This is a genomic window from Caballeronia ptereochthonis, assembly GCF_001545075.1.
In the GTDB taxonomy this organism is placed as follows: Bacteria; Pseudomonadota; Gammaproteobacteria; order Burkholderiales; family Burkholderiaceae; genus Caballeronia; species Caballeronia ptereochthonis.
Map to the genome: position 1 here is coordinate 16,305 of NZ_FCOB02000020.1, position 18,714 is coordinate 35,018.

Annotated in this window: 15 protein-coding genes; 8 read left to right on the forward strand and 7 right to left on the reverse strand. The window is 66.1% G+C overall.

Annotated features, from left to right (window positions below):
• Position 1: 1 nt before the first annotated feature.
• The 3 genes from AWB83_RS21020 to AWB83_RS21030 are packed head-to-tail and all read right to left on the reverse strand — an operon-like array spanning position 2 to position 3,935.
• Complete coding sequence (locus AWB83_RS21020) at positions 2–2,149, reverse strand: hydantoinase/oxoprolinase family protein (RefSeq protein WP_087047555.1); 2,148 nt, start codon at positions 2,147–2,149, stop codon at positions 2–4.
• Entirely contained in the window at positions 2,146–2,910 is a 765-nt protein-coding gene (locus tag AWB83_RS21025) for an aspartate/glutamate racemase family protein (RefSeq protein WP_087047556.1), read from the reverse strand. The genes AWB83_RS21020 and AWB83_RS21025 overlap by 4 nt, the downstream gene beginning before the upstream one ends.
• Before the next feature lie 2 nt (positions 2,911–2,912).
• Positions 2,913–3,935, reverse strand: a complete 1,023-nt coding sequence (locus tag AWB83_RS21030; RefSeq protein WP_087047557.1) for an ABC transporter substrate-binding protein — start codon at positions 3,933–3,935, stop codon at positions 2,913–2,915.
• 399 nt (positions 3,936–4,334) lie between these two features.
• Between AWB83_RS21030 and AWB83_RS21035 the strand changes: the two genes are divergently transcribed.
• From AWB83_RS21035 to AWB83_RS21060, 6 genes are all read left to right on the forward strand, one after another.
• On the forward strand, positions 4,335–5,480 hold the full coding sequence (locus AWB83_RS21035; RefSeq protein WP_087047558.1) for a porin: 1,146 nt from the start codon (positions 4,335–4,337) through the stop codon (positions 5,478–5,480).
• A 49-nt stretch (positions 5,481–5,529) separates the two neighbouring features.
• The gene (locus AWB83_RS21040; protein WP_244197824.1) at positions 5,530–7,224 is read left to right on the forward strand and encodes a thiamine pyrophosphate-dependent enzyme; all 1,695 of its coding nucleotides are present in this window, start codon (positions 5,530–5,532) and stop codon (positions 7,222–7,224) included.
• A gap of 27 nt (positions 7,225–7,251) precedes the next feature.
• Positions 7,252–8,628: a protoporphyrinogen/coproporphyrinogen oxidase gene (locus AWB83_RS21045; protein ID WP_087047559.1), complete on the forward strand. Its 1,377-nt coding sequence runs from the start codon at positions 7,252–7,254 to the stop codon at positions 8,626–8,628.
• Between the two features lie 155 nt (positions 8,629–8,783).
• The gene (locus AWB83_RS21050) at positions 8,784–9,812 is read left to right on the forward strand and encodes an ABC transporter substrate-binding protein (protein WP_244197825.1); all 1,029 of its coding nucleotides are present in this window, start codon (positions 8,784–8,786) and stop codon (positions 9,810–9,812) included.
• A gap of 50 nt (positions 9,813–9,862) precedes the next feature.
• Positions 9,863–10,645 carry an ABC transporter ATP-binding protein gene (locus AWB83_RS21055; RefSeq protein ID WP_087047664.1) on the forward strand — a complete coding sequence of 261 codons (783 nt, stop codon included), beginning with the start codon at positions 9,863–9,865 and terminating at the stop codon, positions 10,643–10,645.
• Positions 10,642–11,562, forward strand: coding sequence for an ABC transporter permease (locus tag AWB83_RS21060; RefSeq protein WP_087047561.1), 921 nt, complete (start codon positions 10,642–10,644; stop codon positions 11,560–11,562). The genes AWB83_RS21055 and AWB83_RS21060 overlap by 4 nt, the downstream gene beginning before the upstream one ends.
• Positions 11,563–11,731: 169 nt before the next feature.
• Here the strand turns inward: AWB83_RS21060 and AWB83_RS21065 are convergent, their stop codons facing one another.
• Both AWB83_RS21065 and AWB83_RS21070 read right to left on the reverse strand, forming a co-directional pair.
• Positions 11,732–12,319, reverse strand: a complete 588-nt coding sequence (locus AWB83_RS21065) for a UbiX family flavin prenyltransferase (protein ID WP_087047562.1) — start codon at positions 12,317–12,319, stop codon at positions 11,732–11,734.
• The gene (locus tag AWB83_RS21070) at positions 12,316–13,659 is read right to left on the reverse strand and encodes a UbiD family decarboxylase (protein ID WP_087047563.1); all 1,344 of its coding nucleotides are present in this window, start codon (positions 13,657–13,659) and stop codon (positions 12,316–12,318) included. The genes AWB83_RS21065 and AWB83_RS21070 overlap by 4 nt, the downstream gene beginning before the upstream one ends.
• Positions 13,660–13,936: 277 nt before the next feature.
• Between AWB83_RS21070 and AWB83_RS21075 the strand changes: the two genes are divergently transcribed.
• Positions 13,937–15,088: a helix-turn-helix transcriptional regulator gene (locus AWB83_RS21075; protein WP_087047564.1), complete on the forward strand. Its 1,152-nt coding sequence runs from the start codon at positions 13,937–13,939 to the stop codon at positions 15,086–15,088.
• A gap of 149 nt (positions 15,089–15,237) precedes the next feature.
• The gene (locus tag AWB83_RS21080; RefSeq protein ID WP_244197826.1) at positions 15,238–16,662 is read left to right on the forward strand and encodes an aldehyde dehydrogenase family protein; all 1,425 of its coding nucleotides are present in this window, start codon (positions 15,238–15,240) and stop codon (positions 16,660–16,662) included.
• A gap of 251 nt (positions 16,663–16,913) precedes the next feature.
• On the opposite strand, the gene AWB83_RS21085 is transcribed toward AWB83_RS21080, so the two are convergent.
• On the reverse strand, positions 16,914–18,137 hold the full coding sequence (locus AWB83_RS21085) for a hypothetical protein (protein ID WP_143750084.1): 1,224 nt from the start codon (positions 18,135–18,137) through the stop codon (positions 16,914–16,916).
• Between the two features lie 185 nt (positions 18,138–18,322).
• Positions 18,323–18,694, reverse strand: a complete 372-nt coding sequence (locus AWB83_RS21090; RefSeq protein ID WP_087047566.1) for a DMT family transporter — start codon at positions 18,692–18,694, stop codon at positions 18,323–18,325.
• Positions 18,695–18,714: the final 20 nt, after the last annotated feature.

The following is an 18,714-nucleotide window of genomic DNA, read 5'->3' on the forward strand; positions in this document are numbered from 1 at the left end:
GTCATGCCTCCGCGCGGGAAGCGAGCGGCTTGCGCTCGAGAAGAATGTCGGCGTTGTGGAGAACGCGGATGTCGAAGGCCGGCGGCACGACGATGGTGGTCTCCTTGTCGACGAGGATCATCGGCCCGGCGGCGCTCGCGCCCGTCGCGAGCGCGTCGCGGGCGACCACCGCAAAATCCGCACGCCGGCGGCTTGCCTGATCGAGCACCTTGCGGGTCTCGACACTTCGCGACGGCGCGGCGCCGGTCAGCGCGCCTTGCACCCGGCGCGCGACGACGGCCGCGCGGGCCGCTTCATGGCCGGTCACCGTCACGGTCCAGCCGAGCGCCTCGATGCCCGCGCCTTCGATCGAGCGGCCATAGCGCTTTACGTATTCGTCGACGAACGCGGCCGACAGGCGCTGGCCGCCGTCCTCGCCGAACGAGACGTCCGCGAGCGGCACGCGCAGCTCGTGGCCTTGTCCCTTGTAGCGGACGAACGCATGCATCGTCGCCGTGCTCGGCATGTCCGGATCGAGCGCGCCCAGCGCGGCGCGGCCGCGTGCGGTCAGCTCGGCGAGCAGCGCGTTCACCGCAGATGCATCGAAGCGCTCGAGGTCCTGATGCAGGCTCTGCGTGGTTTCAAACGCGAGCGCCGCGTGCAGGAAGCCGAGCGCCGAGCCAACGCCCGCCTGAGCCGGAATCAGCACGCGGTCGATCTGCAGTTTGTCCGCGAGGCGCGCCGCGTGCAAGGGCGCCGAGCCGCCGAACGCGATCAGCGTGCGGCCGGCGACGCCGCGGCCCGTATCGACCGCGTGCTCGCGCACGGCCTGCGCCATCGCTTCATCGGCGATCTCCGCGACGGCGTAAGCGGCTTCGTCGGCATCGACACGCAGCGGCTGCGCGATCTGCGCGTCGAGTGCTCGCGAGGCCGCTGCCGCATCGAGCGCGATCGTGCCCGCGGCGAAGTATTCGGGGCTGAGGCGACCGGCATGCAGATGCACGTCGGTGAGCGTGATCCGCTCGCCGCCGAGCGCATAGCACACGGGGCCGGGCTGCGAGCCCGCGCTTTCCGGGCCCACGGCGACGCGGCCGAGATCGTCGACGCGCGCGATCGAGCCTCCGCCCGCGCCGATCTCCGAGAGTTCGATCACGGGAATGCGCAGCGGAATGCCGCTGCCCGCCTTGAAGCGATAGAACAGCGAGACTTCGAGGGAGCGCGCGGTCTGCGGCTCGCCTCCGTCTATGAAGCACAGCTTGGCCGTGGTCCCGCCGATATCCACCGACAGCACCTGGTCGAAGCCATGTTCCCGTGCCAGGCGGGCGGCGAGCAGCGCGCCGCCCGCCGGTCCCGACTCGAGCAGCCGCACCGGATGGCGGCATGCGGTCGCGACGTCGCACAGGCCGCCGTTCGACAGCATCATCAGGAGCGGCGCGCGCACGCCGAGTGCATCGAGGCCCGCGCGCAACCGGTCCAGATAGCCGCGAATCAATGGCCTCACGTAGGCATTCACGCAAGTCGTCGAGAAGCGTTCGAACTCGCGCATTTCGGGCGAGACATCGGACGAGAGGCTGATGTCGAGCGAGGGCAGGATGCGCGCGACGATCTCCGCCGCCTGCTGTTCGTGCGCGGGGTTCGCGTAGCTGTGCAGGAAGCCGATCGCGAGACTTCGGGCGCCGCTTTCGCCGATCTGCCGCGCCCGAGCCTCCACCATCGCGTGATCGAGCGGCAGCAGTACGTCGCCACGCGCGCTCATGCGCTCCGTGACCGCGAAACGCAGCGCGCGCGGCACGAGCGGGTCGGCCTTGCGCAACATCAGGTCGTACTGGTCGCAGCGGCTTTCCGTGCCCATTTCGATGACGTCGCGAAAGCCCTCCGTCGTGAGGAGCGCGGTCCTTGCGCCCTGTCGTTCGAGCAGCGCGTTGGTGGCGAGGGTCGTGCCGTGCATCACCGCGTCGAGCGAGCCGGGCGCCGCGTCCGCCTTCGCGAGCAGCGCCGCGAGGCCGTCGAGCACGCCTCGTTCGGGCGCCAGCGGTGTCGTGAGCAGCTTGTGGGTGATGCGGCGCTCACCGGTCTCGAGCACGAGATCGGTGAAGGTGCCGCCGATGTCGATGCCAACGCGGCAGCGCGTGTGTCTGTGGGCGGCGGGGTCGCGGAATGCGTTCGTCAAATCTTCAACTCCGTTGGATGGCGGTAGACACGCGGACGCAGACCCGCGTGAAACCACTCGACGAGGCTCACGATGTCATATACCGGAACACCGAAGCGCGCGGCGATGAGCGCCGAATACGGCGCGAAATTCGCGCATTCGCTGACGATCGCGCCGACGTCCGGATGCTCGTCGACGAGACGCTGAGCGCAATCGAGGATGTCCTTTGCCTGCTCGTCGAAGCTCACCTGCGCCGCGTTCGTGAGGTTGTTCTGGAAGAAGCGCGACGCTTCGGGCAGGCCCGCGACCGGCAGATCGGGCGGCGCGTTCGCCGCGAGCAGATGCGCGGCCGTGAGCGCCGAACGCTTCGCCGTCAGCACGCCCACTCGCTGGCCGCGGCGCAGAAGGCTCGCGGCCAGCGGAATCTGCAGCAGGCTCGACGTCGCCACCGGAACGGCGCAGCGCGCGGCAAGCTGGTGCTGGAACAGGACGAGAAAGCCGCAGCTCGTCGTGACGGCGTCCACGCCGAGCCGGGCGAGTCCGTTCGCCGCGTCGACGAAGCGCTCGAGCAGCGGCGCGGCCGCCTCGTTGTCGCCGGCCGCGGCGGCCATCACCTGCGGCCCGCTCACGCCCTCCACCAGCGCGTACTGCACGGGGAAGGGCCAGGTCGCGCCATGCCCGATGTCGCCGGGCAAACGCATGAATCCCGTATCGAGCATCAGGATGCCGATGCTCACGCCATGGATCGTGCGCGTGCGCGGGGCGGAAGCGTTCGCGCGCATGGTCAGTTGATGAAGCAGTTGCAGCTATCGAGCGACGGCGCGATCGGAAGGTTCAGCGCCTTCATCTTCGCGCGATTGATGATCGCCACGTAGTCGCCCGGCTGCGGCCGGTAGACCGGGAGCGCGGAAGGCTTCGTGCCGCGCAGCATCTTCACGGCGAGGTCGGCGGCGTGCGCGCCCTGCGACTCGTAGGAGGGCGCATAGGCGACCGCGACGATGTCGCCCTTCTTGATCATCTCGTGCTCGGCGCTGATGATCGGCACCTTCATGCGATCCGTCACCGACGCGACCGCCGGCAGCGACGACTGCACGAGATTCGAGCCGATCGCATAGAAGAAGCCGACGCCCTTCATGGTGGCCGTGCGCTGCGGCACGTCGACGGTCGAATCCACGGAAGTCGCGAGCATCTCGAGCCCGGCCTTGCTCGCGGCTGTCTTGAGGCTCGCGATCGCGGCGACGTCGTTGACTTCGCCCGCGTTGTACAGCACGCCGAACGAGGTCGCCTTCGGGAACACCTTCCTGGCGAACGCGAGCACGGCGTCGTAGTCCGTGACGCTCGCCGTGCCGGTGATGCGGTCGCTGCCGTGCGCCCAGTCCGGCACGAGGCCGGCGGCGACCGGGTTGGTCACCTGCGTGAAGACGAGCGGCACCGAGTGATCCGATACGTTGCGCACCGAGGCCTGCGCGACGGGCGTCGTCACGGTGAGAATCACGGCGGGATGCCGCGCGACGATCTGCGCGAGCGTCTGCGGTATCAAGCCCGGCGTGAAGTTCGCGTCGCTGTAGACGTACTCGGCGTTCTTGCCGTCGACGTAGCCCTGCTTCGTCATCTCCTCCTTGAAACCGGCGATCGTGCGCGACAGCGCGGGATGCGGCCCGAAGTTCGCAATGCCGATCACCGTCGTGGCCTGGGCGGCCGCGCCGCTCGCATGAATGAGCGCCGCGGCGGCGGCGAGCGCCGGCAGCTTGCGCAAGAGCGACGAGAGACATGAGGCGATGCCGGATTGAGGAACGAGTGGACGCATGGAGTGGAACCTGAAGTGGATGGGAGCGCTCGACTGCCGCCCATTGTGTAAAGAAGCGCCGCGCGCGGGCAGGCCGGCAACCCAAACAAATCCGATTGCCTATCTATTTGGGCGTCTGCCCTCGATTCGCGGCCTGCGCCTGCGCGCCGCCGCGTACACATCGCGCCTTGCCGGGCGTCAGCGCGGCAGAACGTGCGGGTTTGCCCGCATGCGCTCGTGGCGCCCGCTAGTCATCCGATCCTCAATTGGAGGATTTCGGTTCTAACTTTTTTGACCCGATTGTCGGCCGGCGCGCCGGTTTTTAGTCTCCAGTCCTGGCGCTCGCACCCATGCGCCGCTTCACCGCACTCGAGACCAGGTTCGACTCCAGAGTCATCACCGCCTACACGGGATAAAAGCATGAAACGAATTTGCCCTGCGATGCTGCTGCTTACATTGGCCACCGCCGCACACGCCCAGACGTCATCGTCGAGCAGCGTCACGCTGTACGGTGTCTTGATGGAAGGCCTCATCTACACGAACAATTCACTGAAGGGCCCGTCGGTTGCGACGGCCAACGGGCCGAGCCGCTGGGGTTTCAAAGGCGTGGAAGATCTGGGAGGCGGGCTGCGCGCGATCTTTACGCTCGAAGGCGGCTTCAATCCGAACACCGGCACGATGTCGCAGGGCGGCCGCGAATTCGGCCGGCAGGCGTTCGTCGGCTTGCAGTCGGACACGTTCGGCACGCTCACCTTCGGGCGCCAGTACGACTTCACGCAGGACTGGCTCGCGCAATACTCGGCGCCGCTCCGCTGGAACGGATATGCGGCGACGGTCGGCGACAACAACAACTTCAACTTCCAGTTCCGCACGAACAACGCCGTGAAATTCGTGTCGCCGAACTATCGCGGGCTGCAGGGCGGGGCGATGTACAGCTTCGGCGGCGTCGCGGGCAGCTTCGGCAATCAGAGCGCCGTGAGCTTCGGCCTCAACTATGCGAGCGGCCCGCTCTCGCTTTCGGCGGCGTACATGCGGATGAACCATCCTTCCGTGGCGGCGAGCGAAGGGATCTGGAACACCGCGCTCTTCCCGTCGATCTCGGCGCAGTCGCCCACCTTCTCCTACGCGCTCGCGCCGTCGAGCATGGAAATCTACGGCGGCGGCGGCTCGTATGTGCTCGGACAGACCACGCTCAGCCTGGTCGTCACCCACAGCCGCTACGACGACCTGGGCGTCGCGCAACTGGGCCTGACGCACGGCCGCGCGGGCTACACGAACATCGAAGCGAACGTGAGCCACTATTTCACGCCGGCCTTCCAGTCGGCGTTCGATTACGTGTACACGCTCGGCAAGGTGCAACCTACCGATTTCTCGCCGAAGTATCATCAGTTCGTGCTGGTCAACAACTACTTCCTGTCCAAGCGCACGGCGCTCTACGTCGACGCGATCTTCCAGCTCGCCGCGGGCGACGCGCAGCACGCGAACATCGAATATGCGAGCAGCGGCGGCGCGTCAACCAGCAAGCGTCAGCTCGCGGTGACGGCGGGCATCTTCCATCGCTTTTGAGCGAACGCATTGCGGGCGGCCGGCGCCGCCCATTCACGAGGATGGTCAAGTGCTGAACAACATGTTGCCGACGCCGCGCGAAAGCCGCAGCGGCGCGGCGATCCTGGCCGATATGCTGCGCCAGTTCGAAGTGCCCGTCGTCACCTTCATTCCGGGCGAGGGCATTCTGGAGCTCGTCGACGAACTCGCGGTGCGCGCGCCGTCGATTCGCCTTGCGAGCTTTCGTCACGAAGCGGGCATGGCATTCGCCGCGCAGGCCATCGGGCAATTGAGCGGCCAGCCGGGCGTCTGTCTCGCGGCGCGCGCGCCCGGCGCGCTCAACACGACGCTCGCCGTGCATACCGCGCATACCGACAGCGCGCCGCTGGTGATGATCGTCGGGCAGGCGGGCATGGGCGCCGCCGAGCGCGAAGCGATGCTCGGCGTCGGCCATTTCCATCAGGTATTCGGGCCGCTCGCCAAGTGGGTCGGACTGATCGAATCGGCGGCGCGCATTCCTGAAATGCTCTCGCGGGCCTGGCACGTCGCGATGTCGGGGCGTCGCGGGCCCGTCGTGCTGGTTCTGCCCGAGGACGTCTCGCGCGAGCTGGCCGAGGTCGCCGATCTGGCGCGTCCGTCGCCGTCGGCCGCCGCCCCCGCCGCGCCCGACCTCGCGCGCTTCAGAGCCCTGCTTGCGGCGGCGCAGAGGCCGCTCATGATCGTCGGCGGCACCGGCTGGCAGAACGACTCGCTGCGCGTGCTGACCGAGCTCGCCAACACGCACGGCGTGCCGCTCGCGACGACCTACCGCCGCCGCGACCTGATCGATCACGAGCATCCGAACTCCGTTGGCGAAGTCGGGCTGGGCATCGACAAGGCGCTCGCCGCGCGCATCGCCCAGGCCGATCTCGTGATCGTGGTCAACGGACGGCTCGGCGAATTGAACACCGTCGGGGCAGGCGCTTTCAGCGGCTTCACGCTCTGGAAGCCGCCGCGCCAGTCGAACGTGCTGGTGCACGTCCACCCGGAGCCGGCCGAGCTCAATAGCGCGTATCGCGCGGACCTCGCCATCCCTGCGGATGCGAACGCGTTCGTCGAAGCCTGGGCCGATGCCGCCGCGCGGAGCCCGGCGCCCGGCGCGCCGCATGCCGGACGCGCCACGTGGGTCGCCACGGCGCGGGCGGAGCGCCTTGCTTTCACGAGCTCGGGGAGTTGCCCGGGTCCGCTCGATCTGCGCGCGGTCTACGCCACGCTCGACGCCGCGCTGCCCGACGATGCCCTCGTCGCCTCGGGCGCGGGTGCCTATGCAATGTGGCCCCAACGCTATTTGCGGCATCGCCGGCCGGGCACGCAACTGGGGCCGAAGAGCGGAGCGATGGGCTACGGGCTGGCTGCGGCGATCGGCGCGGCGCTCCTCGCGCCTGCCCGGCGGGTGGTCGCCGTGGCGGGCGACGGCTGCTTCATGATGCACGCCGAGGAGTTGGAGACCGCCGTGCGGCTCGGGATCGATCTGCTCGTGATCGTGGTGAACAACCGCTCGTATGGCGCGATCGAGAGCGCCCAGCGCCGCCAGTTCGGCCGCACGACGGGCACGGCGCTCGGCGCGATCGATTTCGCGTCGTTCGCGCGGGCGCTCGGCGCGCGCGGCGAGACCGTCGAGACGACCGACGCGTTCGCGCCCGCGCTTCATCGCGCGCTGGCCGCAAGCGGCGTGTCGCTGATCGAACTGCGCGTGTCCGCCGACGTGACCAAGCCGGTCGGCTAACCGTATTCAAGTTTCCGAATTCAAACGATGAGCCACTCTCTTTCCGATCGACATGTCGCGGTCGTCGGCGCGGGCATCGCCGGGTTGACGGCGGCCTACCGCCTGCAGCAGGCCGGTGTGCGCGTGACCGTCTTCGATGCGCAGCCGGTCGTCGGCGGACGCATGGGCGATCGCCGTGAAGGCGATCTCGTGTTCAACAGCGGCGCGCGACTCGTGTATCCGTTCGGCCAGGCGTTCAACCGGCTCGTCGAGGAGCTGTCGCTCGGCGATGCGCTGGTGCCGCTGCACCGGCTGAGCGCGCAATGCATCGCCCCCGGCGGCGCGCACACCATCGAACTGATGCCCTCGCCACGCTCGCTCGCCACGCCGGGCCTCGCCGCCGGCGAACGCCTGCGGCTCGTCACGCACGCGCTTTCGATGCGCCGCCTGAAGCCGCGCGTCGACCCCGATTGGGCGACGAGCGCACTCGACGCCGATCCCCGGCTCGATCGCATCACGCTCGCCGAGTACATCCGTGAGACCCTCGGGCCCAACGTGCTTGCGCGAATGGTCGAACCTGTGTTTCGCGCGACGCGCAGCTTCAACCCCGAGACGCTGTCGGCGCTCTTCTATGCGTCGACGGTGCCGCACATGATCGGCGAGACCACCGTGCATACGTTGAAGGGCGGCATGGGCCGGGTGTGTCACGCGCTCGCCGCGCAGCTGACCGTACGCACCTCGACGCCCGTGCGCACCATCCGGCGCGGCGCCGTGGGCGACGGCGTCGAGCTGACGCTCGCGAACGGCGAACGCGTGCATGCCGACTACGCCGTCTGCGCGGTGGAAGGCTCGCTTGCGAAGGCGCTGGTCGAAGCGCCGACGAGCGCCGAGCGCACCATGCTCGATGCCGTGCGCTACAACGCGCTCGGCGTCGTGCACTACGGCTTCGCGTTGCCGCTGCCGCCGAAGATGAACTTCGCGATGCGCGGCCAGCCCGGCAGGATCGCGACCTACCAGCAGTTGCCCGCCGCGCCTGCGAGCGGCCGGCCGCTCAACCAGATTTATTGCCAGCTCACGCCCGAAGCCGCCGACGAGGCCGTGCGACGCGGCCTCGAAAACGAGCTGGACGTGCTGGTGCGCGAAGAGCTGCGCGCGCGTATTCCCGATTTCGACCGGCATGTGGTTGCGGTCGCGAACCAGTGGATCCCGCGCAAGCTGCCGGTGTTCTCGCCGGGATACGGCGCGCGCGTGGCGAATTTCTGGGCCTGGCAGGAAGACCGCCGGCAAGGCGGCGCGAGCGCGATCGTGTATTGCGGCGACTGGCTCTCGCAAGCGCTCCTGACGGGCGCGTGCGCGAGCGGCGAGCGCGCCGCGAAGACGCTCGTTGCACGCATGCAGTCGGCCGTAACGCGCGTGAGCGCCTGAAACGTAGGCAAAACGGAGCGAGTTGTAGCGAAACGGCAATTGCTCGGCGCGCTTTAATGCCGTGCGAACTATCGGTGATAAAAACATTGCAGACCTGCCGCCGTTCCCGCAACGGAGTTCCGATCGAACTTTGGGAAGTCAACATGGAGATGAGCATGAACAGAAATGGGCGCGTCTGCGCGGCCCGGCGTCTGGCCTGCCGCAAGCTGTCGGCTGCGCTCGGCGCGACGATGGTGGTCGCGCTTGCATCGGCCGGGGGACCCGTGGCGGCCGAAACACCCTCCACGACCGTCATCGGGATCGCGAGCCTCGGACCGCATCCGTCGCTCGCGAAAACCATTGAAGGCTTCAAGCAGCAGATGGCGAAGGAAGGTTATGTGGAAGGCAGGAACACGAGCTACGTGTACAGCGACGCCAATTTCACGCAGGCGCTGATGCCGCAAATGTTCTCCCAGATCGTGGCGAAGCATCCGGCGCTGATCCTGACGGTGACGACGTCGGTCTCGCAGGTGGCGCGCTCGGCGGTCGTCGATCCGAAAACGCCGCTCATCTTCACCGAGGTCACGGACCCGGTGGCGGCCGGCCTCGTGCCGAACTGGAAGCAGGGCGGCGAGCGCTTCACCGGCTCGTCGGATCTGCAGGATTTCGACGCGGTGCTCGCGTTCGCCAAGAAGGCGTTTCCAGGGGTGAAGTCGTTCGGCACGCTCTACAACGCCGGCGAGGCGAACGACGTCGTCACGACGAAGGCGCTGGAAGCCGCCGCCCAGCGCGCGGGCCTCGCCTTCAGGCCCGTCAGCGTCGACACGGTCAACGACATCACGCAGCGCGCCCAGCTGCTCAAGGGCGTGGGCTTCGTCTATATCACCGGCTCGAATCTCGTGCAGTCCGCGATTCCCGCGGTGGCCGCGAGCATGCAGCGCCTGAAGATTCCCGTGCTCAGTTCAGAGACCGAAGCGATCAAGAAGGGCATGGCGACGGCGTCCTACGCGGTTTCGCTGGAGTCGGTGGGCGCGAACGCCGCGAAGCTCGCGGGACGCGTGCTGAAAGGCGAGAAGACATCGGCGCTGCCGCCCGCGATGCCTACGGCCGCGGACTACGTGACGTCGATCAGCAGGAGTCAGTTCCAGTCGCTGGGGCTCAAGGTGCCCGCCGAATTCGAGGATTGCAAATGCTTCATCAACTAAACGGCCGCCCTGCGGCCAGGGTCACCACGATGCGCGAACGCCCCATACTCATGCTGTTGGCAGAGAAGATCTGCAAGACGTTCCATCCGGGCACCGTGGACGAGCGTATCGCTCTATCGGACGTTTCGCTGAAACTGCATGCCGGCGACTTCGCCGTCGTCGTGGGCGGCAACGGCGCGGGCAAGTCGACGTTCCTGAACTTGCTCGCGGGCGAGGTTACGCCGGACAGCGGCACCATCACCGTCGGCGGCTGCGACGTGACGGCGCTGCCCACGCACAGGCGCGCGCGGCACATCGCGCGCGTGTTTCAGGACCCGTCGGTCGGCACCGCTGCGGCGCTGAGCCTCGAAGAAAATCTTGCGGTGGCGAACCGGCGCGGGCTCAGGCGCTCGTTCAGCCTGGGGCTCACGCAGTCGTTGTCCGAGGAGCTCCGGGAGCGCATCGCCTCGTTCGACCTCGGGCTCGAGAAGCGCATGAAGACCAAGGCGTCGCTGCTCTCGGGCGGCCAGCGCCAGGCGCTCTCGCTGCTGATGGCGGTGCTGCAGCGCCCCGAATTGCTGCTGCTCGACGAACACACGGCCGCACTGGATCCTCGAACGGCCGCCATCGTCATGCGGGTGACCGAGCAGGTCGTGCGTGAGGCGAGCCTCACGACGCTGATGGTCACGCACAACATGCAGCATGCGATCGATTACGGCAACCGGCTCATCATGATGCGCGACGGTCGCATCGTCGGCGATTTGTCGGGCGACGCGAAACGCGCGATGACAGTCGAGAAACTGGTGGCAACCTTCAACGACGAGCCGGCAACGGCACTCACGGTGAACTCATGAACTTTTTGAGCGGCTTCCTCGATCTGGTGCCTGTGGGACTGATGCAGGGCCTGACCTATGCGCTGATCGCCATCGCGATCATGATCCCCTTTCGCATCCTCAGTTTTGCGGACATGACCGGAGAGGGTGCGTTTCCCTTCGGCGCATGCGTCTGCGCGAAGTTCCTGATGCTCGGACTCAATCCGGTCATGGCGCTGCTCGGCGGTGCGCTCGCCGGCTTCATCGCGGGACTCGCCACGGGCTACATTCACGAGAAGGCGAAGATCAACACGCTCTTGTGCGGCATTCTCGTGCTGTCGATGCTCTATTCCATCGACATTCGCGTGATGGGGCAACCGAACGCCGCGCTCTTCGCGTTCCCGAGCGTGTTCTCGTGGCTGCCCGGCGACGCCGGCGGCTACCTGCCGCGCATCGTGATGCTCGGCGTGATCGACGTGGCGATCGCCGCGTGCGTGCTCTGGTTCCTCGGCACCGAGCACGGCCTCGCCATGCGCGCGATCGGATCGAGCGTGTCGATGGCGAAGGCGCAGGGCATCAACGTGAAGGTCTACACCCTGATCGGCCTCGGCCTCGCGAATCTTTTTGCCGCGCTGGGCGGCGCGATGCTCGCGCAGAACCAGGGCTTCTCCGACGTGAACATGGGCTTCGGCGTCCTCGTGAACGGCCTGGCCGCGCTGCTGCTCGGCGAGGCCGTGATCGGCAATCGTTCGATGACGCGCCAGGTGATCGCGCCGGTGCTGGGTTCGATCATCTACTTCCAGTTGATATCGGCGGTGCTCGCGCTCGGCTTCCAGCCGTCGGATCTCAAGCTCGTCACGGCGCTTTTCGTGCTCGTCACGCTGCTGTCCATGGCGAAGCGCAAGAAGCGCGGCTCCGCGCGCAAGAAGCTCGAGCCTGTGGGTTCGACGGGTAATTGAGGCGACGCGTCGCAGCAGGGCAAGACGGGGGCCGCACGATGTCGTGCGGCCCATTCGTTTGAAGGCCGGCTTCCGGCCAGCATGGCTATCGATTCGGCGCGGGAGGAGCGGGAGCTTTGCTTTCGAGTATTTCTGGCGGCCGCGATGCCGGCATCGGCCGCGTACGCGATCAGCTCGCTTTGCCCAGCCCGGCCCACCGTGCATAGGCGTTCGTGTCGTTGATGCCGAACTGGTCGAGCACGCGCTGCACCGTGTAATCGACCAGCGCCTCGATGCTATCCGGCCGGGCATAGAAGGACGGCAGCGGCGGCATGATGATGCCGCCCATCTGGGTGACGAGCGTCATGTTGTTCAGATGCGCGAGCGTCAGCGGCGTTTCGCGCGCGAGCAGCACGAGCTTGCGCCGCTCCTTGAGCGTGACGTCGGCGGCACGCGTGACGAGATTGTCGTCGAGGCCGTGGGCGATCGCCGCGAGCGTCTTCATGGAGCACGGCGCGACGACCATGCCGTCGTGCTGGAACGATCCGCTCGCGAGCGTCGCACCGATTTCGCCGGGCTCGTGCCATTCGCACGCGAGCGCGCGCACGTCCGTGCGCTCGAGCGCCATCTCGTCGTGCAGCGTGAGCCAGCCCGCGCGCGACACGATCAGATGGGTTTCGACCGCGCGCTCGCGCAGCGCCGCGAGCAGGCGCACGCCATAGATTGCGCCCGTCGCGCCCGTGATCGCGACGACGATGCGGGGCCGGCGCGGGTTCATCGGGACGCTCGCGGATTGAAGTGCGGCAGATAATCGTCGAGCGCGAGCGTGTCGACGCCCGGGATGGACTTGCGCTCGAACTCCGCTTCGCGTCCCCACGGCTTGGTGGCGTCGATTGCAAGGCGGCCCCAGTGGTCCTTGTGCGGATCGCGATAAAAGCCGGGCACGTCCGGGATCACCATCGTGCGCGTGTCCGCGCGGCCGCGCGTGAGAAAGGCCCAGATGACTTCGTTCATGTCGTAGATGTCGACGTCCTTGTCGACGACGATGCACAGCTTGTTGTAGTCGAGATGCGAGCCGAGCGCGGCGAGCAATGCGTGCTGCGCGTGGCCGTCGTATTGCTTGTCGATCTTGATGATCGTGTTCATGACCGTCGGCTTGCAGGTGACGTCGAGCACGCCGCGCACCTGCGCCGACACCGCCTTGTAGATGCGGGCCGCGGTCGCGGCTTCGAGCGGACGCAGGTCTTCGTCGGAGCCGCAAATGAGGCCGTGAAAGACGGCGCCTTCGCGCCAGCCGACATGCGTCACTTCGAAGACGTGGTTGTCGCCGACTTCGACGTAATAGCCCATGAACTCGCCGAACGGCCCTTCGGGACGCCGCTCGTTCGGCAGGATGCGGCCTTCGATCACGATCTCGGCGGCCACCGGAATGTCGAGGTCGAGCGTGAGCGCGCGGCGCATCGCGAGCGGGCCGCCGCGCATCGCGGCCGCGAGCGCCAGCTCGTCGCCGTCGGGCGGCAGCGAGACGCATGCGCTCATGAAGAGTTCAGGTGCCGCGCCGATCAGGATCGCCGCTTCCAGCGGCTCGCCGCGCGCCTCGGCGCGTAATTGGTACTGCGCGAGATCGTGGCTGCTGCCGAGACGAATGCGCAGCTCGGAGTCGGAGATGACCATCGAGCGGTGAAACGACAGGTTCGGCACGCCGCTGTCCGGGTCCTTCGCCAGAAAGATGCCGGATGTGATGTAGGGCGCGCCGTCGCGCTCGTGATAGGTGAGGATGGGCAGATCGGAAAGCGTGCCCGTCACCCAGTCGGATGGCATCGGAATGTGTTCGAACGCGCTCTCGAGGGTCGAGGCGAGCGAGATTTCGCGATCGAGGCGGGCGCAGAATGTTTCATCGGGTGCGCAGCGGATGATTTCGCGCAGACGGTCATGGTCGCTGTAAAGATTGAGCAACACCGGCAGCCTGCTTCCGCGCACGTTCTCGAACAGGACGGGCTTGGTGTTTTCCCGCTGAAGCCGTCGCGCGACCGCTGCGGCTTCGAAGCGCGGATCGACTTCTCGTGTGACGGTCAAAAGGTCGCCGCGCGCGCGCAGGCGGGAGAGGTAGTGTCTCATCGTGAGCGAATCCGCGAATCGTGAAATGAGCGCCGATGCCGCACGAAGCGGCGGCGAGCGCAGGTGCTTCTCTTATAGCCGACGAAGGTGGCGCGATGATTCGCAAAAGCGCGGCAAAACTAGGAAATGGGTTTTTTTTGCCGCGCACGCGGCGTCATGGGACATGCGGCGCCATGCTTCCGGTGACGGATAACCCGCTTGATGGGACATAATGAAGCGCGCGCGGCGAAGCGCAAGACACGAGCGACACCGCGCGGCTATTCATCGGGGAAACGCAATGACGAACGACCATACGGGCCTCTTCAGAAACGCGCTGGCGGGGCCGCAGGCACGCCTGACCGAAGCGTTCTATCAATTACGGGTGCGTCCCGACTGCGTGAGCGTGCCCGAGTTCGGCTTGTACGGTGCGATCGTCTCGGTGCCCGGCGAAGCGGAGGAGGGCGCCTGGAAGATGGCGAGCATCCGCGACGATATCTTTCTTGTCGTGTCGGATTGCAACTATGCGCACAGTCGCTCGGAGAACGTTCTGCCGGAGGGCTTCGTCGAGTTTCACTTTTCGCTCTCGGGCCCCGCGAGCGTGGATTTTTCAGACGCTGGTCAGTTGCACGTCAATGCGCCCAACCTGCTCGTCTGCGTCCAGGGCACCGACGTGCAATATCAGGTGACATGCGGGCCCGGGCCGTGGCAATCGGTTGGCATGTACGTGACGCGGCGCTATTTCGACCGCCTCGTGCATGCGCTCGGCGGCGAGGCCGACAAGATCCGCTCCGAGCTCGCCACGATCGGTCACGACCAGATCTACAACCGTCAGATGCCGTTCAGCGTCGAGGCGTTGCAGATTGCCGAGCAACTCCTCGCCTCGCCGTATCACGGCGCGCGGCAACTGCTTTATCTCGAAGGAAAATGCACCGAGATCCTCTGCGCCTGCATCGAGATGTGGCTTGCGCATCTCAACGCCGACAAGCCCGGCGAGACGCTTTCCGCGCGCGATCTGCGGCTCATCGAACAGGCGCAAAAGATCATCGTCTCGGATCTGCGCGTTTCGCCGACCATCCCGGAACTGGCGCGTGCGGTCGGCACCAACTCGTCGAAACTGAAGCGCGGCTTCAAGTTCCTGTACGGCATGACCATCTTCGAATACGGGCATCGTTGCCGCATGAATCATGCGTTGCGGCTGCTCGTCGAGGAGCGGTTGCCGGTCGGGCAGGTGGCGCTTGCGACCAGCTACCAGCATCAAACCAGCTTCACCGCCGCGTTTCGTGACTACTTCGGGTTCGCGCCGAAGGACGCGCGCCGGCTTGCGAGCCCCGCGATTCAGCGACACGAAGCGCCGGCGGGCGAAGCCTCTCTCGCGCCCGAGCGCATGACCGATGCCAGCGCGCCCGCGAGGGCGCAATCTGCCAGGATCGAGAACGCGGGCAAACCGTGAGGCGCATGCCTCACATTGGATCAAGGCATTCAAATTTAGGAAATCGGCCGCATCGCCCCTGACTGGCTGCCATGCCGCGACGTCTGTTGATAGCATCGTCTCACCCTATGCCACCGGCCCTCGGGGCCGACGATCAACAGACCGGAAACATGATGAAGTCAATCCAGGTACGCAATCCGCGCACGGGCGAGCACGATTACGAGTTCGCATCGGCAAGCGCGCAGGACGTCTCCGTCGTGATGGCCGAAGCGCGGCGCGCACAGCGCGCGTGGGCTGCGCTCGGACTCGAGCATCGCATCAAGGCACTTGCTGACTGGGCCCTTCAGCTCGAAGCACATGGCCGGGATATCGTCGCGGCGCTCGCCGTCGATACCGCGCGCCATCGCATTTCGGAGGAAGAGCTCGGCGCGGTGATCCACTTCATTCATGGCTTCTGCGAGGCCGCGCCCGAAGTGCTGGCCACGCCGTTCCGCAAGCTCGACGCGCATCCCGACATCGTCTTCAAGGTGACTTACGCGCCGTATCCGGTGGTGGGCGTCATCAGCCCCTGGAACTTTCCGCTCGTGCTGTCGTTCATCGATGCGATTCCCGCGCTGGTCGCAGGCGCGGCTGTCGTCATCAAGCCGAGCGAGGTGACGCCGCGCTTCGTGGAACCGCTGATCCGTTCGATCGATGCGGTGCCTGCGCTGAAGGGCATCATCAATCTGGTGCGCGGCGGGGCGGAGACCGGCGCGGCGATCGTCGCGCAGGCGGATGCCGTCGTGTTCACCGGCAGCATACCGACCGGGCAGAAGATCGCGGCGGCGGCCGCGCAGGCGTTCGTCCCCGCGTTCCTCGAACTGGGCGGCAAGGACGCGGCGGTCGTGCTCGAAGGATCGGATGTCGCGCGCGCGGCGACCAGCATCTTGCGCAGCGCGCTCTATAACTCGGGACAGGTCTGTTATGCGATCGAGCGCGTGTATGCGCATGAATCGCTGCATGACGCGCTCGTCGCGGAACTCGTCGCGCAGGCGAGGACGCTCAGGCGCAGCCACGCCGCGGGCGATGGCGGCCATTATGGTCCGATGATCTTCGCGCAGCAGGCCAGAATCATCGACGCGCAGCTCGATGACGCCGTGGCGAAGGGTGCGAAGATCGTACTTGGCGGCAAGAGCGAAACGGTGGACGGTGCTGTGTGGATCGACCCGACGATCGTGACCGGCGTGACCCACGACATGGCGCTGATGACCGAGGAGACCTTCGGACCGGTCGTGCCGGTGATGCGCTTCACCGACGCCGACGAAGCCGAGCGGCTGATGAACGACTCGATGTTTGGCCTGAGCGGCGCGGTGTTCGGCCCGGACACGCACACCGCCGGCGATTTCGCGACGAAGATGGAAGCGGGCGGCGTGAGCATCAACGACACGGAACTCCCGCGCGTGATGATGTTCGCGGGCGAGAAGACCGCGTTCAAGAAATCAGGCATGGGCGGGTCGCGCTACGGCTCGACGAGCATCATGCGATATGTGAGAAAGCGCGCGCTCCTCGCCAACGAAGGCAGCGTGCCGCCGCTCGACAAGCTCGCGGAAGTCTGACGCGACGTTCGTCACGTTCGTCACGAAAAGGAAACGGGAAATTCAGGGCGGTGAGGTTGAGGATGACCTCACGCCCGGCAGGCGGGGCCAAGCGATGATGGATAGCCCCGCAGGAGGCGAATGCCGCGTCGTAAAAGCGACGCCGCAATGCATCTGCATTTGCGGCGTGCGCGTTTCGCCGAAAAATCGACGACTGAACCCCGTCGCTTCTCCCCCTTTTCGCATGGTGCTCACGCGTCGCGGAGCGCGGCTCACCGCCCGGTGCCTTTGCTTCCGCGCGCTTGATACTGTTCGGTCCCGACAGCCCAATCTGCGCCCGACCGATCGCCGATCGTTGTCGAAAAGCCCGGCGCGGCGGTGCCGGCTTGTTCGTGAGCTGCGGAAACGGCATCGCGCTGATCCAGCCAGAGCGAAATGTTCACGCTCACGATCATCAACACGCCCATCATCAACATGCTGAGGTTGCGCAACTCGTCATGGAATCCGAACAGGAGAAACAGCGGCACATTGATGGCAAGGGCAATCCACACATGACGCCGCACGGCGTCCGGCAGTCGACTCCAGCCCGATCGCAGCAACCACACGGCAACAGCGAGGAAGATGACGTTGAAGCCTTTGGGCGTCACCACGCCGTAGTTGTATTCGAAGCGCAGGTAGCTCATCGGACGAATGAGGAAAGCGAAGTTGTCGAGCAGGTGATACTCGATGATTCCGCCGCCGTTGTGCGCATAGCGCAACTTGATCAGCACATTGGCCGCGCCTGCGAGCGCCAGCATGATCGCTTGCAGCGTCAAGGTCTTTCGCACTGAGAAACGGGTTCGCAGGAACGGGTATAGGGTAAGTGTGAAGAACAGGAAAGATTCCTTGTTCAGCGTCGCGACCACGGTCAGCGACAGCAGCCAGAGCACGCGACCCTTGTTCGCCATCCAGACCGCGAGCGCCATGAACAGGAGTTCGGGAAAGTCATAGAAATAGCCCCCTTCCGTAAGAACGAGGGGCAAAGCGACTGCGATCGCCATTGGCGCGAGCGTGCTCGCCACTTCCCCAGACTTCAGCACGAGGCACACCGCGCGCATGGCGAACATCGCCAGGAACAGCGCCGCGAACGACATGTAAAAGATCATATAGTAGCGAAGCGCGTACTTGGGATTGCGCGCGTCCGTGGCGTCCGGATAGAACCAGGCAATCGGGCCGTGTGCGCGCCCATCCGCGAGAAGCCAGTCTGTCGCGCGGGCTCGCAGCTTCTCCGGCATAACGTGGTCCACTTCGTTCGCGATCGCCGGTAAGAGCTGCCTGTACACGAACGGTCGGTCGCCTGTTCCTTCGAGCATGCTGGGCAACGCAAACTGAGGCGTATCGTCTCGGAGTTTCCATTTGGCAAAATAACCGTGGAATGCTGCCGCCGTGATCAAGTAATACATCACGACCAACAGCAGCCAGCGGCCGCCGCGGCGAGCAACCGGTGCATGTGGCATGGAATTCTCCAGTGGTTGTCCCGACCCGCAAACCGCATGGAAGTCGCGAGCGTTGCGAACGGAATGCGCATGTTTGCTCAATCGTACGAAGAACTTCCCCGCCCCCCGATTCGACGACAAAGTCAGCTCTTGCTGCCACCCGTTCGCGTCGCGGTCACGAGTTGCGTTATCGGTTTGCGCCTCCTCTACGACCGCACCATTCCGGCGCCCGGCATATACAGCACGATGACGCTCGCGAGCAGCAGCATTGCGCCTGTCGCCGTGCGCAGCGAAAGTCCGCCGCCCAACGCGGCGTCGAAGAGCAGGATCTCGACCAGCGTGATCGCGACCATCATCGGATAGGCGATGCTCAGTTCGAGTTGCTTCAACGCAAGCGCGTAGAAAGCGAATCCTGCGCCGTAGGCGCCGATGGCGGCGAGACGCAATGCAAGCGGCTTCGCAGCGAAGCCGGCAATCAGCAGATCGTTCGGCGCGACCGGCAGGCGCCCCGCGAAGCGCAGCAGCAGACTCGCGAGGGCACTGCAGGTCCCGCTCAGAAACACGAAGAAAAAGGGCATACCGTCAGAACGGTCCTTTA

Bases quoted from the DNA above. Each gene is read 5' to 3' on its own strand.
- AWB83_RS21090 (WP_087047566.1), bottom strand. From the start codon at position 18,694: ATGCCCTTTTTCTTCGTGTTTCTGAGCGGGACCTGCAGTGCCCTCGCG.
- AWB83_RS21050 (WP_244197825.1), top strand. From the start codon at position 8,784: ATGAACAGAAATGGGCGCGTCTGCGCGGCCCGGCGTCTGGCCTGCCGC.
- AWB83_RS21030 (WP_087047557.1), bottom strand. From the start codon at position 3,935: ATGCGTCCACTCGTTCCTCAATCCGGCATCGCCTCATGTCTCTCGTCG.
- AWB83_RS21065 (WP_087047562.1), bottom strand. From the start codon at position 12,319: ATGAACCCGCGCCGGCCCCGCATCGTCGTCGCGATCACGGGCGCGACG.
- AWB83_RS21045 (WP_087047559.1), top strand. From the start codon at position 7,252: ATGAGCCACTCTCTTTCCGATCGACATGTCGCGGTCGTCGGCGCGGGC.
- AWB83_RS21080 (WP_244197826.1), top strand. From the start codon at position 15,238: ATGATGAAGTCAATCCAGGTACGCAATCCGCGCACGGGCGAGCACGAT.
- AWB83_RS21025 (WP_087047556.1), bottom strand. From the start codon at position 2,910: ATGCGCGCGAACGCTTCCGCCCCGCGCACGCGCACGATCCATGGCGTG.
- AWB83_RS21075 (WP_087047564.1), top strand. From the start codon at position 13,937: ATGACGAACGACCATACGGGCCTCTTCAGAAACGCGCTGGCGGGGCCG.
- AWB83_RS21060 (WP_087047561.1), top strand. From the start codon at position 10,642: ATGAACTTTTTGAGCGGCTTCCTCGATCTGGTGCCTGTGGGACTGATG.
- AWB83_RS21055 (WP_087047664.1), top strand. From the start codon at position 9,863: ATGCTGTTGGCAGAGAAGATCTGCAAGACGTTCCATCCGGGCACCGTG.
- AWB83_RS21070 (WP_087047563.1), bottom strand. From the start codon at position 13,659: ATGAGACACTACCTCTCCCGCCTGCGCGCGCGCGGCGACCTTTTGACC.
- AWB83_RS21085 (WP_143750084.1), bottom strand. From the start codon at position 18,137: ATGCCACATGCACCGGTTGCTCGCCGCGGCGGCCGCTGGCTGCTGTTG.
- AWB83_RS21035 (WP_087047558.1), top strand. From the start codon at position 4,335: ATGAAACGAATTTGCCCTGCGATGCTGCTGCTTACATTGGCCACCGCC.